At 46.8% G+C, this 15649-nt stretch carries 20 protein-coding genes; 4 read left to right on the top strand and 16 right to left on the bottom strand.

Annotated elements, in window-relative coordinates; all coding sequences use genetic code 11:
- Nucleotides 1-13: 13 nt before the first annotated feature.
- The 6 genes from rnc to BLW33_RS02035 form a co-directional block, all read right to left on the bottom strand.
- A complete protein-coding gene (rnc, locus tag BLW33_RS02065; protein WP_090304570.1) occupies nt 14-673 on the bottom strand; it encodes a ribonuclease III in 660 nt (219 codons plus the stop codon).
- Nucleotides 674-1064: 391 nt separating this feature from the next.
- Nucleotides 1065-1289, bottom strand: a complete 225-nt coding sequence (gene acpP, locus BLW33_RS02055; protein ID WP_090304567.1) for an acyl carrier protein — start codon at nt 1287-1289, stop codon at nt 1065-1067.
- A 19-nt stretch (nt 1290-1308) separates the two neighbouring features.
- Complete coding sequence (gene plsX / locus BLW33_RS02050) at nt 1309-2304, bottom strand: phosphate acyltransferase PlsX (protein WP_090304565.1); 996 nt, start codon at nt 2302-2304, stop codon at nt 1309-1311.
- 81 nt (nt 2305-2385) lie between these two features.
- Nucleotides 2386-2562, bottom strand: coding sequence for a 50S ribosomal protein L32 (rpmF, locus tag BLW33_RS02045; RefSeq protein ID WP_090244259.1), 177 nt, complete (start codon nt 2560-2562; stop codon nt 2386-2388).
- Between the two features lie 27 nt (nt 2563-2589).
- Nucleotides 2590-3051, bottom strand: a complete 462-nt coding sequence (locus BLW33_RS02040) for a YceD family protein (RefSeq protein WP_090304564.1) — start codon at nt 3049-3051, stop codon at nt 2590-2592.
- Between the two features lie 93 nt (nt 3052-3144).
- The gene (locus BLW33_RS02035) at nt 3145-4338 is read right to left on the bottom strand and encodes an acetate/propionate family kinase (protein WP_090304562.1); all 1194 of its coding nucleotides are present in this window, start codon (nt 4336-4338) and stop codon (nt 3145-3147) included.
- 141 nt (nt 4339-4479) lie between these two features.
- Between BLW33_RS02035 and BLW33_RS02030 the strand changes: the two genes are divergently transcribed.
- The 4 genes from BLW33_RS02030 to BLW33_RS02015 all read left to right on the top strand — a co-directional run bounded on the left by BLW33_RS02030 (nt 4480) and on the right by BLW33_RS02015 (nt 7891).
- A complete protein-coding gene (locus BLW33_RS02030; protein WP_090304561.1) occupies nt 4480-5691 on the top strand; it encodes a nucleotidyltransferase in 1212 nt (403 codons plus the stop codon).
- Nucleotides 5692-5710: 19 nt separating this feature from the next.
- Entirely contained in the window at nt 5711-6940 is a 1230-nt protein-coding gene (locus BLW33_RS02025) for an aminopeptidase (RefSeq protein WP_090304558.1), read from the top strand.
- A 1-nt stretch (nt 6941) separates the two neighbouring features.
- Nucleotides 6942-7283 carry a winged helix-turn-helix transcriptional regulator gene (locus tag BLW33_RS02020; RefSeq protein ID WP_090304556.1) on the top strand — a complete coding sequence of 114 codons (342 nt, stop codon included), beginning with the start codon at nt 6942-6944 and terminating at the stop codon, nt 7281-7283.
- A gap of 98 nt (nt 7284-7381) precedes the next feature.
- On the top strand, nt 7382-7891 hold the full coding sequence (locus BLW33_RS02015) for a nitroreductase family protein (protein WP_090304555.1): 510 nt from the start codon (nt 7382-7384) through the stop codon (nt 7889-7891).
- Nucleotides 7892-7952: 61 nt separating this feature from the next.
- On the opposite strand, the gene BLW33_RS02010 is transcribed toward BLW33_RS02015, so the two are convergent.
- From BLW33_RS02010 to xseA, 10 genes are all read right to left on the bottom strand, one after another.
- The gene (locus BLW33_RS02010; protein WP_090304553.1) at nt 7953-8663 is read right to left on the bottom strand and encodes an MgtC/SapB family protein; all 711 of its coding nucleotides are present in this window, start codon (nt 8661-8663) and stop codon (nt 7953-7955) included.
- On the bottom strand, nt 8653-9453 hold the full coding sequence (locus tag BLW33_RS02005; protein ID WP_143032576.1) for a hypothetical protein: 801 nt from the start codon (nt 9451-9453) through the stop codon (nt 8653-8655). The genes BLW33_RS02010 and BLW33_RS02005 overlap by 11 nt, the downstream gene beginning before the upstream one ends.
- Nucleotides 9454-9574: 121 nt before the next feature.
- Complete coding sequence (locus BLW33_RS02000; protein WP_090304549.1) at nt 9575-10114, bottom strand: 50S ribosomal protein L25/general stress protein Ctc; 540 nt, start codon at nt 10112-10114, stop codon at nt 9575-9577.
- A gap of 238 nt (nt 10115-10352) precedes the next feature.
- A complete protein-coding gene (locus tag BLW33_RS01995; protein WP_090304548.1) occupies nt 10353-10619 on the bottom strand; it encodes a TfoX/Sxy family protein in 267 nt (88 codons plus the stop codon).
- A 4-nt stretch (nt 10620-10623) separates the two neighbouring features.
- Nucleotides 10624-11787, bottom strand: a complete 1164-nt coding sequence (locus BLW33_RS01990) for a glycosyltransferase (RefSeq protein WP_176966580.1) — start codon at nt 11785-11787, stop codon at nt 10624-10626.
- 76 nt (nt 11788-11863) lie between these two features.
- Nucleotides 11864-12826, bottom strand: a complete 963-nt coding sequence (msrB, locus tag BLW33_RS01985; RefSeq protein WP_090304544.1) for a peptide-methionine (R)-S-oxide reductase MsrB — start codon at nt 12824-12826, stop codon at nt 11864-11866.
- Between the two features lie 138 nt (nt 12827-12964).
- The gene (locus BLW33_RS01980) at nt 12965-13321 is read right to left on the bottom strand and encodes an ArsR/SmtB family transcription factor (RefSeq protein ID WP_090304542.1); all 357 of its coding nucleotides are present in this window, start codon (nt 13319-13321) and stop codon (nt 12965-12967) included.
- 11 nt (nt 13322-13332) lie between these two features.
- Complete coding sequence (locus tag BLW33_RS01975) at nt 13333-14232, bottom strand: polyprenyl synthetase family protein (protein WP_090304541.1); 900 nt, start codon at nt 14230-14232, stop codon at nt 13333-13335.
- Nucleotides 14225-14452, bottom strand: a complete 228-nt coding sequence (gene xseB / locus BLW33_RS01970; protein WP_090304539.1) for an exodeoxyribonuclease VII small subunit — start codon at nt 14450-14452, stop codon at nt 14225-14227. Before xseB ends, BLW33_RS01975 begins: the two co-directional genes overlap by 8 nt.
- Nucleotide 14453: 1 nt before the next feature.
- Complete coding sequence (gene xseA / locus BLW33_RS01965; RefSeq protein ID WP_090304538.1) at nt 14454-15647, bottom strand: exodeoxyribonuclease VII large subunit; 1194 nt, start codon at nt 15645-15647, stop codon at nt 14454-14456.
- Nucleotides 15648-15649 lie beyond the last annotated feature (2 nt).

Here is a 15649-nt window from a genome sequence, read left to right as displayed (position 1 = left end):
AGGAAACCCAATCTTAATGATGGGATTGGAGGTAGCGCTTTGCCGCAATTTGCTCAGCCTCCTTTTTGCTCTTTCCCGTGCCTTCACTTTCCTTCACCCCATTGATGTGAAGTTCGATATGGAAGGTTTTATCGTGCTCTGGACCTTCCGATTTCTTAAGAACATATTCAATAACATTGTCACTTTGCTTTTGAATTTGCTCTTGCAGCGCCGTTTTATAGTCATTGTTTAAATCACCATTAAGCGCTAGCTTGATATTTTCATTCAAAAGCTCCAGGATGATGACCCGAACCGTTTCGTAATTGCTATCTAAAAAAACCGCCCCCAGAACTGCCTCAAAGGCATTGGCCAAGTTAGACTTACGCTTTCTCCCACCGGTTACGACTTCCCCTTTTCCCAGGAGCAGATAATCCCCAAGGGATAGTTCATAGGCGGCCTTAGACAGGGACTCCGCACACACAATGCTTGCCCGCAGCTTGGTCATCTCCCCTTCAGATAAATTCGGAAACTGATAAAGATACTCGCTGGTTACCAGCTCCAGCACAGCATCTCCCAAGAATTCCAGCCGCTCATTATTCACGCTTTCACCAATATGAGAGCTATGGGTAAGGGCCAGCTTCAGCAGGTCTCTATTTTTAAACTGATATTTGATTTTTGATTCGATGCGTTCCAAAAAAACACCTCCTTGTTTTAATCGCTTTATTTTATCACAGTTGTCCTGGAATCTCCACAAAATAAAAAAGGACGCCGTACAATGCGGCGATCCCAAAGCGAGGCTGTTCGTCCGCTAGACTTGGTGGCAATGGGGCGGCTGATGCAGCTGCCGTGGCGGTACTTACAAACAAAGGGGAGGCAGACATATCTTTCACGTAAGTCTGCTTCAAGACGAACAAGCGTATGTTCGAAAGTGCGTAGCAGTTTCGGTAACATACCTTGTCCGGATTCGCGTGCAGACGAAGTGAAAGCATATGTCCGCCTCCCCGTTGCTTGCTGAGGGCTATCCCTGACGCCCCACTACCTTTATCCTCACTCTGAGAACGCCGCAAAGCGGCGATCCCTTGTACTTAACCCAATGCTTCGATAATGTCTGCGACCGTCTTGATCTTCTCCAGATCTTCATCTGGGATTTTCATATCGAACTCTTCCTCAAAGGCCATCACCAGCTCGATGATGTCCAAAGAATCCGCTTCCAAATCCTCTAGCAGGTTGGACTCCAGGCTGATCTTGTCCACGGGAATATCCAACTGCTCTGCTATGATGCCCTGGACCTGTGCAAATTTATCACTCATAACTCGACCTCCATATGGATTAATGATTATTTTGTATGGCTGAGGTTATTTTCCCCACCACATCATTTTCAATAAATATCACGCTTTGCTCGACGGCCTTTTTGATGGCATAGGGGCCGCTGCTGCCATGGGTTTTGATAATCCCGCCTTTGACACCTAAGAATGGCGCACCGCCAGCTTCATCGGAATCAAATTGCTTTTTAAAGGCCTTCAAGTCTTTTTTGATTAAGGCGCCGCCCAGCTTGCCCTTGGTCGATCCCATAATGGCGGTTTTAACCCCCCCCATCAGGTAGCTTGCCAGCCCTTCAATGAGCTTTAAAACAACATTGCCGGTGAAGCCATCGCACACCATGACATCCGCATCTGTGCTTGGGATATCCCGGGCTTCAACATTCCCTATAAAATTCAGGGCATCGTTCGCTTTAAGGAGTTGATAAGCCTCTTTTACCATGATGCTGCCCTTTTCTTCTTCTGTCCCGATATTGATGATGCCCACCTTTGGATTTTCAATACCCAGAACACTTTCACAATAAATGCTTCCTAAAAGGCCAAACTGGTCTAAATACTCCGCCTTGCAATCGGCGTTGGCACCGGTATCAATTAAGATGCTCACCCGATCACCCTTGGGCAGGGCTGCAGCTAAAGCAGGACGCTTGACACCCTTAATCCGCCCAAGCTTAAGTAGTCCGCCGGCGAGTAGAGCTCCGGTACTTCCCGCAGAAATCAGCACACTGTCCGGCTGACCCTTCATGGCATCCAGAGCTACTACCAGGGACGAATCGGTTTTCCTTCGGATGGCCATGGCCGGTTCTTCATCAAAACCAATGACGCTGTCCGCATTAAGAATCGTGATGGCATCCGTATTGTACTCATACTTTGCCAGCTCATTCGCTACGATTTCTTCTTTTCCCACCAGGGTGAGGGACACCCCATATTCTTTAACGGCGTCCACCGCCCCTTGTACAATGGCGGCTGGGGCGTTGTCCCCTCCCATGGCATCCACGTAAATATTCACTGTTAACCTCACAAATTATCGCCAAATCGAGAAAAAAAGGTTATCGCATTAAACGCCAAAAAGCATTAATGCGACAACCTTTTAGTCTTCTGCGATTACTTCTACGTCCTTATAAGTCCCGCAAGCTCTGCATACACGATGGGGCAATTTGATTTCGCCGCATTTCGGGCAAACGCTCATGCCGGGCACGCTTAATTTGTAATGCGTTCTTCTCTTATCTCTTCTTGCTTTAGAGATCTTATGCTTAGGTACTGCCATGATTCCACCTCCTGTTCAGTCTTTGCGCTAAAGCAGCTTTTTCAGAGCTTCAAGACGAGGATCAATATCCATCGTATCGTCGCACTGACATGCTTCGCAATTTAAATTTACACCACAACCTGGACACAACCCTTTGCACTCTTCACTGCATAACACCCTAAAGGGCTCATTGATGAAGAGACATTCTTCAACAAAGGGAACCAAATCGATGGTGTCTGAGCCAGCTTCCACAGGGATGGTATCTTCAAAATCGAAGTCTACCGCCACAGGCGTTGGCTTAAGACAGCGGGCACAGGGATAGAGCATGGTCCCTTTCACAGAAAAATCCAGCTCCACTGACTGCGCATTAAGCCGGTTTATTCTGCCTTGGACCAATAAGCCATCCTGATCTGGCCGTCCTTCAAATTCGTCCCCATAACTTTTGAACGCGTCGGCAGTGAGCCTGAATTCAAAACTTCGGGTTTTTTCGTTTGACAATTCAATAATCATCTTTAACTCCAAATGGGCAATCCTCATTATATATAGGATTGCCCATCTTGTCAAGTTTTTTTCTTTACAGAGACCTTGAAATTACGGATTCCCTTACTTGCTGGTTAATTCCACGGTATCCCGGGCAATCATTAATTCTTCGTTCGTCGGAATGACCATTACCTTAGTACGGGATTCTGGTGTGGTAATCACCATGGGTTCCCCACGCTTGCTGTTCTTTTCTTTATCCAGGGTAATGCCCAGGTATTTTAAGCCATTGCAGATTTCTGCACGGTCGATACTGGAATTTTCACCCAACCCAGCGGTAAAGATAATCCCATCGACCCCGTCCATGGCAGCAACATAAGCCCCAATGGTGGTCCGGACGCGATAGTGGAAAATCTTAAGGGCTAAGATTGCACGTTCGTTTCCAGCATTAGCGGCAGCTTCAACATCCCGGAAGTCGGAGCTGATACCGGAAATCCCCAGCACCCCGGATTCGTTATTGAGCATTTTATCGATGGCTTCCCGGGAGAAACCCTGTTCCCGTAGATAGAAGATGATCGCCGGGTCAATATCCCCACAACGGGTCCCCATCATCAGGCCAGCTAAAGGTGTCATCCCCATGGAGGTGTCCACAGATTTTCCAAAACGAACAGCGGCAATACTGGCACCATTGCCTAAATGACAGGAAATCAGCTTCAAATTTTTAATATCTTCTCCCAGGAGCTTTGCTGCTTCTGTGCTGACAAAACGATGGGAAGTCCCGTGGAATCCGTACTTACGAACCCGATATTTTTCGTACATTTCATAGGGCAGTGGATAAACATAAGCTTCCGGCGGCATGGTCTGATGGAAAGCCGTGTCAAACACGCCGACCATGGGAATTCCCGGGAGAACTTCCTGGCAAGCCCGAATCCCAATAAGGTTAGCCGGATTATGAAGGGGTGCCAATTCACTGCAGTCTTCCATTTTTGCAATGACTTCATCATCAATAATAACAGAGCTTGCAAAGGTTTCAGCACCATGCACGGTTCTGTGGCCGACAGCGTCGATTTCGTCCAGGCTTTTTAGAACTCCGCAGGTGGGGTCAACTAAAGCCTTCATGATGATATCCAATGCTTCCTTATGGGTTTCCATAGGACGTTGGAATTTCACCTTATCCTTCCCGGCGGGCTGGTGGGTAACCACTGAGCCTTCAATGCCGATGCGTTCTGCCAAACCTTTTGCTAATACGGCTTCGGTGTCCATATCAAGCATCTGATATTTCAGGGAAGAACTACCACAGTTAATAACCAATACATTCATTGTTTGTTTTTTCTCCTTTTCTCACATCAATATTTAGTTTTTTTATTATTTCTCTTGTATTATAATATCAGTAAACAATGGGCGGTTACAATGCTTTTTTAAAAATAGGCATATAAAAATTTGACCATTCGGAGGAAAAACATGCAAACACTGGGAATCATAGCAGAATATAACCCCTTCCATAACGGCCATGCCTATCAAATCATGGCCGCCAAAAAAGCCAGCGGTGCGACCCATACCCTAGTGGTCATGAGTGGCAGCGCTGTCCAACGGGGCAGTTTTGCCGTAGTGGATAAATGGACCCGGGCCCGACAAGCCGTAGAAAATGGAGCTGATCTGGTTTTAGAGCTCCCCTACGCCTACGCCTGCCAAAGCGCCGAGGCCTTTGCCAGCGGGGCCCTTTCATTACTCGACGATGCCGGCTGTCGGATGCTCTCCTTTGGGATGGAGTCCCCCCAAATAGAGCCCTTAGTCGCCGTCGCGCGTATTTTATGGGAAGAGCCTCCAGATTATCAACGCTGCCTTAAACAGGGTTTAGCTGAGGGGCTCAGTTTTCCTGCGGCCCGGCAACAGGCCATTTCCACTTTAATGGGCGCCCAATCTGCCAGGGTCCTCGCTTCCCCTAACAATATTCTGGCAATTGAATACTTAAAAGCAATAAACCGACAGGGAGCCGCCATCCAGCCGATTCCCATTAAACGCCAATCCGCGGGATACCATAGCCAGACGCTCCATGGCACCTTTGCCAGTGCCTCCGCCATCCGAAAACATCTTATGGAGGGACAAAGTGAGATGATTGGAGCCTGTATTCCCTACGATCCAGCAATCCTTTCCCCAAAGAAATGGCAAACACGGGTCCGAGGTTACCAGGACTACGTTTTAGGCCGATTGCTCACCATGGATCTGGGGGAGCTGCGGAAGTACCCAGGTGTATCTGAAGGTTTAGAATTCGCCTTGCATGGTGCCGTTAAGAAATGGCATACTTATGAGGACATCCTAAAGGCCGTGTCCTCTAAACGCATACCCCAAAGCCGCATTCGCAGAATTCTAATGCATCTATCCACCGAATTCACCACTACAGATTTTTCTGAGCTTACCCAGCCCGTATCCTCACCCTACTTTAGAGTCCTCGCCTTCAATAGGGCGGGCCGCCAGTGGATTCGCAGGCTAGCTCAAGAAAGTGACACACCTGTCATTTCTAATGTGCGCAGTAACCAAACCCGACTGGATGCCCGGGGAGGTCGAATGCTTTCCTTCGATTTAAAGGCCACGGATTTATTCTATTTATTTGGTGGCCAACCCGAAAACATCCATCAGGATTTTACCCAAAGCCCAATTTATATTGAATCATAATCCAAAGGAGAATAAACATATGTATACAGAAAATAAACAAAAGCTTGCCGATATTGCCGTCAACATCGGTGTCAATCTTCAAAAGGACCAGCTCCTTGTCATCAACTCACCTGTCGAATGTGCTGACTTCGCCCGATTGGTGGCCGATGCTGCCTACACCGCCGGTGCCCGGGATGTCATGGTAAATTACGGCGACCAGCGCTTAGCCCGTCTTCGATACGATCATGCCAGCCTGGAAACCCTCACTACCGTCGCCCCCTGGGTGATTGGCAAATATTTATGGATTGTGGATGAAAATGCCGCAATTATTTCCATCCATGCCGAAGACCCAACGGTTTTCCAGGGTGCCGATGCCTCTAAAATCCAGGCAGCCTCCAACGCTATCCAGGAGGCCACCGAATTCTATAGCCAGGCAATTTCCAATAATGATCGCCGCTGGTGCGTCATTTCAGTCCCCACACCGGGCTGGGCAAAAAGGGTCTTTCCGGATTGTACTGAAGCGGAAGCCCTGGACCGCTTATGGGAAGCCATTTTCAAAACCACCCGTACCGATCAGCCCGACCCCATTGCCGCATGGGAAGACCATGACCGTAATTTTGAGAGCAAATGTACCTTCCTTAATGACAAGCAATTTGATGCCTTCATTTATTCCAACAGCCTCGGCACCAACCTGACGGTGGGAATGCCGAAAAACCATGTTTGGGCCGGTGGCAGTGAAGTAGCGGCTGATGGCATCTCTTTCTTTCCCAACATCCCCACTGAAGAGGTTTTTTGTGCCCCCCACAAGTCACGGGTGAATGGCCGCCTGGTAGCCACCCACCCCCTCATCTATAAGGGGCAGCTTATTGATGGCTTTGAATTCACCTTCAAAAATGGTCAGGTTGTGGATTACGCAGCACAAGTTGGATTAGACGCCCTTAAAAGCCTGGTGGAAGCCAACCCTGGCTCTAACTTCCTGGGAGAAATTGCCCTCGTGGCCCACCACTCCCCCATTTCTGATTTAAACCTGCTCTTCTATAATACGCTTTTTGATGAAAATGCGTCCTGTCACTTTGCTCTGGGTTCTGCCTATCCTTCTTGTATTGAAGGGGGTACTCAAATGCACCGGGATCAGCAAGAAGCGGCTGGACTTAATTATTCCCTCACCCATGTGGATTTTATGGTGGGTAGCGCGGATCTTTCCATTATCGGTGTCGATGGGGATGGTCATCAAACACCGATTTTTGTCAATGGGGATTGGGCCATTTAGTATGGCTCAAATTAAAGAAAACTATTCCTGTGCGCTGCAGCTCAGCAATGATCTTATTGGAGGCAAGTGGAAACTGCGTATCCTTTGGCATGTTCTTAAGGGCGAGAACCGCTTTTCCAGCCTTTTAAAGGGTATTCCGGATATTACCGAAAAGGTTCTGGCCACCCAGTTAAAAGAGATGGAGCAGCAAGGCCTGTTGGATCGAAAAATAGAAAGGTCGAAACCCTTGAAAGTGACTTATACCACGACCCCCAATGCCGAATCACTTATCCCCATTGTTTACGCCCTATGTGACTTTGCCCGAGCTTATGCCCAGGAAAATCATGTCATTATTGAGGATTAAAAAATTCTTGATAGAAAGCACTGACTTATTTCTCAGTAATTGTTTTTTTTAACCATCTGGCAGATAATAGAATTATTATAATAAAGCGAGGTTTAAACATGAACGAAATTTTTTTGCGGCATTCGGTTCGCCGCTTTTCCGATTTACCCGTCGAGTCAGAAAAGATTGAAAAACTATTAAAGGCCGCCATGGCAGCCCCCACCGCCGGAAACCAGCGGGAATGGGAGTTTATCGTCGTTACCGATCCAGAACTCCTGGAAAAAGTTGCCCAGGCATCACCATACGCACGATGCACAGCAACAGCCCCCTTGGCGATCATCCCAGTGGCTAATTTACAAACGGCCCGTTTTCCTGAAAATTGGGAGCAAGACCTTGGTGCGGCAATGGAAAACATTCTCCTAGAAGCTGTTCACCTCAAGCTTGGCGGTGTCTGGCTTGGGATTGCGCCGCTGGAAGACCGCATGAATCAAATCTCAAAAATCTTTGATTTACCTGTTCATATCAAACCCTACGCCATCGCGACTTTAGGGTATCCGCTGGCTTTTCCTGCCGAAGACGGCCGCGACTATGATTTTAGCCTAGTCCATTACAACGGTTATACGAAATAAGAATGGGGCGATCTCACTCACAAGTGACAGCAGACTGCTTTGCTTCGTTAGATCGCCCGATCTATGCAATTTCTTTAACATATTCAACACCCTGAAGGGCATAGAATTCATCGAGTATCTCTTGATGATTCCGTTTTTTCGATAAATCAAGGGAAAAAGTAAGGGTTCCAAATTCCTCATCCAGCGTCTTTATTTTTCCCCTTTGCATCTCATATATTTCCATCCCCTGTTTTTCGGTATTTTTCGATAACGTTCGTAAGGAAAAGGCAGAATTGTATTCAATATAAATTTCCATACTTCTTGCGTGCTGTTTAATGTAAACATCAATCCTTTTTAATGAAATAAGCGCAAACACTGAAAACAGAAGGCCAATCATCGCACCTGCATAAAACCCAATTCCTACAGCAAGGCCTAAAGCCGCCGTTACCCAGAGACCCGCTGCAGTCGTTAACCCTCTTATTTCATTTTGTCGTGTAACAATAATGGTCCCTGCCCCTAGAAAGCCGATTCCGCTGATGACTTGTGCCCCAAACCGGGTGGGATCTGTTCCAGGAATCAGAATGGTAATGTATTGATTGGTCAGCATAAATATGGTGGCACCGACAGAAACCAAAACATAAGTCATAAAGCCCGCTGGTCTGTTGCGAATACCCCGTTCAGTACCAATAATCCCACCGATACACAATGAGACGAATATACGGAGGACAATGGCAGCAAGGCTTAATTTACTTGGAGCGGCAACCTCCGCAAATAACATTTGGTCAAAGGACATTTGATTTTTCAATTCCTTTATGGATTTTCAGTTTTTCCGGAAGACGGTTTAATCGACAGAAATACCGGTAAATTTCAAGTGCTGCAGCCGCTTGAACCGTCTCTGCGGTATTTTGGCAAATATCAAATAAGATTTTTTCCATTACCTGATTCTGAACATACTTAAAGGGAACACTCCCCCAAGGGTTTTGAATCACATTTTGTTTGAAATACTTCCAAAATGGAATTCGATGTTCATGGGGTAATATCAATTGGTACGTCTTGTGCAGTTTTACCTTTCCGTCCGTACATGTATCCCCCCAAAAGCGTTCGTCCACCATTGATACCCCAATAATCATTCGTTCATCCTCATTGCCTGGGGTGCAATCCGTCAAAACAATGGCCGAATTTGGTTGTATGTTTGCTGGAACTCGTGGTTTTCCCTTATTTAACCCACTTAAAAAGCACCCTGTATCCACATATTTCAATCCTTCAAAGGCCTCTTCTGAAAGATTATAAGCCATCTGGGATTTCGGCGGAATTTTCATTGTATAAAGACGACTTCGATATTGATTCTCCTCTGCAGCTTTTCGCTTCTTTTCATTTATTTTTTGTTCCCACTCTTCATTTATTCTCTCAATTTTTTTTTGGATTGCAGTATTTTTCAACGTCAAATACCGGGGAACGGCATCTGGAAATAAAAATATTTTTTTGTTTTTTGCAAAGTGTACTGTGATTTTATTATCACAACGATCCGTTATAACGCCCATCCCAAAGATTTTGTGCTTTACTGCCTGACCTAATAAATTCATACTTTCCTCCCGTAAAATATAAAAGAGCTCTTCCTGCACAACACTTTTCCGTCGGCATTCCAAGCTCTTTTGTGTTTACTATTTTCTGAAAAAGTTATTCTACATATCGGGGATGTGACGACTACTGTCTTTCATTAATACGAAAGATTATTTCATCCACATCGACCTGAAGTTCAATTTTATCGCTCATCAATTCTGGAATATCCTTTACGGTAACAGTATCTCCGGATTTCAATCCGTCGACATCAATGGTAATCGTATCGATCATATCTCCCGGCAATGAAGCATAGGGTATTTCTGTTAGGATTTTTTCCATCTGGCCGACAAACTTTTCATCATTTGCAGAAAGGATGTGAATAACACTATTCACTTTTTCATTTTCTGTTAATACTTGGAATCTAATATTTAAAATTTCATTGCTTAATGTATCTAAAGATTTTTCTTTGATCTGCACCGGAATAACTTGTCCGTCAATATCCAGTGAGATCTTGCTACCCTCACGTTTTTGACGAACCAATTGACGAGCGACCTTTTCGTCCATTTGAATTGAAATCGAATCCGACAATGATTTACCAAAGACGCTTCCCGGAACCATGCCGAGACGTCTTATTTTCTTTGCTTTTACCGTTAAATCCCGTTTCTGAACAGTAATGCTCTCCATTATTCACTACCTCCTGTAGTTTGTGACTTTATATTAATCGCACCTATTGGTGTCATTAATTGCTATTTCCTAACCTATAAAAAAAGAAGAGCCCTTCATATAACGCTGCTCAGCGTAATACCAAAAGCCCTTCTTCAAGACGGTTCTTTTTGTTTTTATTTTATTATCTATAGTATAACATGATTCTTTAGAAAAAGCAAATCCATCGGGACAAAGTTGCATTTTACCGCTTATTCTCCTATTTCTGATCGATCCGATGGGCCTGATAAAAAACCTTTAATTCAACCTTCATTTCATCCGCCAATTCAGCTTTTTTAATTCCCTGGATAGCGCCTTCCAAAGAATAAAGTCGATGGATACAGGCGGACGGGTCAATCTCCTGTATTTTAAGCCATGCGGCTTTGCTGCCAATCTCCTGAAGCTGCTTTAGGGTATTGATCCCTACTTTTTCTAACTGAGCCTCTAGGACTTTTCCGATATTCGGCTGTTGTGCAAGTTCTCCCATCCCCTTAGCCTCCAAAATATTCCACAGCCAACTGGACAACTCGGTCCGCACCGCCAAGGGCCGTCAATTCCTTCCCCAAAATCTGTGCGTTTTTAGCATAGCCTTTATTTTCGAGCAAAGTTCGCATAATTCCACGGATATAAGGGGGTTCAAAGCAATGGGTATCGAGGACAAGACCCGCTTTGTTTTTAGCAATGCTTTGGGCATTGTAGCGTCGTTCAAAAACCTTTCCGGGACAGAGAATCTGGGGAATACCATGGTAAAGGGCATCCATTATACTGTTTTGTCCTCCATGATTGATGGATAGGCAGCACCGGGGGTAAATCTCTGAAAAATCAAAATACTCACCAATATGGATAAAACCACGATGACTTTCCTTCACTCCCGGTGCCACAATGAACACCTCAAAATCCAGTTCACTAAAGACGGGATACAGGGCATTGACCAAGCGCTTTCCTGAGAGGGTCCCCGAGCCCATATAGGCTACAATAGCCGAACGCAGCCCATCCTCGTAATGGGTTTGATGAGCGGTAAAGGGACCGGTAAAGCAGACATTATCCCCAATAATGGGTTCCAGGCGCGGACTGCTGGGCACGATCCGCCGATCCACCCAGTCTAAAATATCCAGGCTGGAGTCGACCTGGGGCAAACCCAGGGATTTTAACACACGCTTTACCCCATAGCCCAACCCCGGGGATGCAGCAAAATCCACCTGAGTCGGACGGCTATAGCTCCCAAAGACAACCGTTCCAGCAAGCTTAGCCGCTGCGATTGCTGCCAGATTAAATTCAGAATAAACCACATCCGGTCGAAAGTCCTGAATAGCGGCCTGGATCTGATGAACCGCCCTTTTAAAATACCCTGGCTGGATATTCCCGCTAATAAACTGGACCTCTTCAAAACTGGAAATTGTTTTATGACTTTGAACCCCCGTTTTTGCCACCACGGGCAGTAGTCTTTTCCCCACCATTTTGGGCAGGCCCAAGGGTACTGGCGTCTCTAAATCATAAAGCGGATAGTCCGTGGTCCCGTCAAAATTTCCATCCTTAGCCGCACAAAGGGCAACCTGATTCCCCTTTTTTGTAAAGGCTTCGGCCAAAGCCTTCGGCCGGTTGATTGGACCAGACATCTTTCCCAGTGCTGCCATGGGGCATATCAGAATGCGCATACTCCCCTCCCTTTTTCTTAAATATTTTCTAGTATACCACGAACAAAACCCACATGCAAAACAAGAAAGTCTAGTATTATGTAACAGCATCTACCAGGTCGCCATACCCTGCCTCAACCATTTTATCTAAGGGAATAAAGCGCAGAGCCGCCCCATTAATACAATAACGAACACCTTGCGGTCCCTCGGCGCTCCCCCGGAACACATGTCCCAAATGGGAATCCCCCCTACGGCTGCGAACCTCTGTCCGATTCATACCGTAGCGATTATCTCGCTGTTCGGTAACGCCTGACTGCGCGATGGGTGCAGAAAAGGAGGGCCAGCCGCAGGTACTTAGAAACTTATCCTTTGAGGAAAACAAGGGCTCCCCGGTTACCACATCGACATAAATACCTGGTTTGTCGGCATCCCACAAAGGACTGGAAAAGGGGGGCTCGGTTCCATCCTCTTGAGTCACAGCATACTGCATTTCATTCAAGGTATGGCGGAGGGTCTCCTCTGATGGCCTTACAAAATGGTTTAAACTGGCTGCAAAATCCCTGGCTTTTGCCATTTTTTCCAAGGATATATGGCAATACCCCCCTGGATTTTTATCAAGGTAATGCTGATGGTATTCCTCTGCGGGATAAAAATTTTCTAAAGGTCCAATTTCAACCATAAAGGGTTCTCCCCCAGCTGCAACCATAGACGCCGCCCTTTCCACAACCGCTTTTTGTGCCGCGTCAATATAATAAATTCCGGTTTGATACTGATGCCCAACATCATTTCCCTGGCGGTCTGCCACTGTCGGGTCAATGACCTGAAAAAAAACGGACAACAGCGTATCCAGGGCTATTTCCAAGGGGTTATAGATTACCTCCACAGCCTCTTTAAACCCTGTTTGCCCACCGCACACCCTTTCATAATGGGCATCGGCCGCTTCCTTTCCGTTGGCGTAGCCTGCACGAGTTTCTAAAACTCCCGGCAAACCATCCATCAGTTTTTGCAATCCCCAAAAACAGCCACCGGCAAAGATTATTTTTAATCCTTTCGTATCCATATTCGGCCTCCTTTATCATTTTTACTATTTTAACATAGGAATCTAAAGGATAACGGGAGATGGGGACAAACAAAACATGACTCATTCCACCAAAAAAAGGGAGATAAGCTACCGATTATGGTTTTATCTCCCTAAACATTATAAGCAGCCCTCTTCCATTTTATGGACGATATGGTTAAGAGATTCCTTTAGAATTCCCACCACATGATGGTCATCCAAGGAATAATACATGTTTTTTCCCTCTCGGCGAGATTTCACCTGCCCGTTGAGTTTTAAAAGCTTCAGCTGGTGGGAAACCGAAGATTGAGAAAGGGTGAGTGCCTCGGCCAAATCGCCAACGCACATTTCCTGAATCGAAAGGGCATAGATAATTTTCACCCGGCTCTCTTCCCCAATCACCTTGAAAAAGGTGGAAAGACCGGTGATATACTCTGGCTTGATCATTTCCTCCCGGACCCGGGAGATCGCCTCTGAATCGTGCTGTTCCGTGTTCATCGTCCACCGTCCTAGTTTGCTCGGGTACAAATATAAGTGGCTAACTCCCGCAGGAAGGTAGTATCGTGGTCCAGACAATCCAGTGCTTTAAGTGCCCGTATCTCGAGCTCACCAACCTTGACTTCTGAGGATGCCAGACCATAAAGGGACACAAAGGTTGTCTTATGGTTTTTTTCATCACTCCCAATGGGTTTTCCAAGGGATTCTTCGGTTCCGGTCACATCTAAAATATCATCTACAATTTGGAAGGCCAAACCGATGGCATCGGCGTAATCCTCCAGGGCAGCCAACTCGGACTGCTTCGCCCCGGCGATGACAGCACCACATAAAACCGATGCTTTAATAAGGGCCCCAGTTTTATGGGCATGGATGTAAGCAAGTTTTTCTTCTGTGACCGCACCATCCTCTTCGCAGAGAATATCCCCGGTTTGTCCCCCGATCATGCCATTGGCACCGGAGGCGTAAAACAGAATCTGAAGGGCTCTGATATAACGGGCCATGGCCTCTGTTTCACTATTCGGTACCCCGGCCAGAGCCGTTTCCACTGCATAATTCAGCAAGGCATCCCCTGCTAAAATAGCAATGCTTTCACCGTATACCTTGTGGTTTGTCGGCTCGCCCCGGCGCAGATCATCATCGTCCATAGCCGGTAAATCGTCGTGAATCAACGAATAGGTATGAATCATCTCCAAGGCACAGGCCAATTTAACGACCATCTGAGAATCTCCCCCCAGACAACGGCAGGTCTCTTTCATTAAAACAGGGCGCAGGCGTTTACCGCCAACAAAAAGGCTATACTTCATCGCACTGATAATGATATCCGGCGAATCAAACTGCTCCATGAAGCAGGCGGTTAATTCCTCTTCAACTTCAGCTGCCAAGGTCTTCATTTTTTCAGAAAATTCACTCATTGGAATTCATCTCCTCCATAAAAGGTTTTTCTTCATCCGACTCGGTCAGAATCATGACCTGGTGAGAAGCAGCATCCAGCTCCTTTTCACAGGCCTTCAGTAGCGCCATTCCCTCTTCAAAGCTCGCCAGGGATTCCTCCAGTGCCAAATCGCCCTGTTCCAGGGCCACGGTAATTTCCTCCAAACGATTTATCTTTGTTTGATACGTTAATTTTTCCATCTCAATCCTCCGATACAATAACAGTCAGGTCACCCTTGGCAAAGGTCAGCTTTAGCCGACTTCCAGGCTCGATATCCCCCGGGATTCGAACAAGTTGTCCCTTCGTATCTCTGACGATGACGAAGCCTCGTTCCAAGGTTCCGCGAATATCCAATACGCTCATCCGTTCCCGGAACCCGGAAAGCAGAAGGTGCTGCTCTTGTAAGACAGAATGGATTCCACTTATAAGACGCCTCTCAAGATAAGCGAGGTTCAGCCGCTCCTTCTCCAGAACAATACCAGGATTTTTCGCTGCCATGCGGTAGGACAGTGCCTCCATCCATTGGCGACGGCTCTTAAGGGAGACCGTCATGGCCTCGGTCAAGCGCAGGTAGTAAGCCGCCAACATCTGATACCGCTCCCGGATATCCTGGGACACCATTTCTCCAGCTACCGATGGCGTTGGTGCCCGGAAATCCGCCACAAAATCAGCAATGGTAAAATCGGTCTCGTGACCAACTGCCGATATAATGGGGATATCGGCAAAGTGGATGGCCTCGGCCACGGACTCTTCATTGAAGGCCCACAGATCCTCTATGGACCCGCCCCCGCGACCAACGATAATGACATCAATATTCCCTAAATCACACAGTCGATCGATGGCGGAAGCAATAGAAAGCGCCGCACCATCTCCCTGTACCACGGTGGGACAGAGGAGGATTTCCACCCCCGGATCCCTTCTGGTAATAACTGAAATAATATCGTGGATTGCCGCCCCACTTGGTGAAGTGACGACCCCCACCCGCTTAATGACCTCCGGCAGCCCCAGCTTTTTTTCCGGGTCAAACCAGCCTTTCTTAGCCAGCCGTTCCTTCAAAGCTTCAAATTGCTGAAACAAATCACCCTGGCCGTCGGTCTCCATGGTCCGCACCAGTAGCTGGTACTGTCCACTGGGTTCATAAACAGAAATATTCCCCCGGACCACCACCTTCATCCCGTCCTCGGGGAGGAAGGTAAGCCCTCGGGTATTTCCTTTAAACAGGACACAGCTGATACGGCTGCCTGCATCCTTGAGATAAAAATACAGATGACCGGAGCCCTGGCGTTTAAAATTCGAGATTTCGCCCGTTACGGTCATGCGTTTTAACACGCTGTTCGTTTCTAAAAGCGTGCTGATATAATGATTGACCTGGGTAACGCTCAAATTTCGTTCCATGC

This window comes from Eubacterium aggregans, assembly GCF_900107815.1.
Taxonomy (GTDB): domain Bacteria; phylum Bacillota; class Clostridia; order Eubacteriales; family Eubacteriaceae; genus Eubacterium_O; species Eubacterium_O aggregans.
This window is presented reverse-complemented; position numbering and strand designations above follow the sequence as displayed.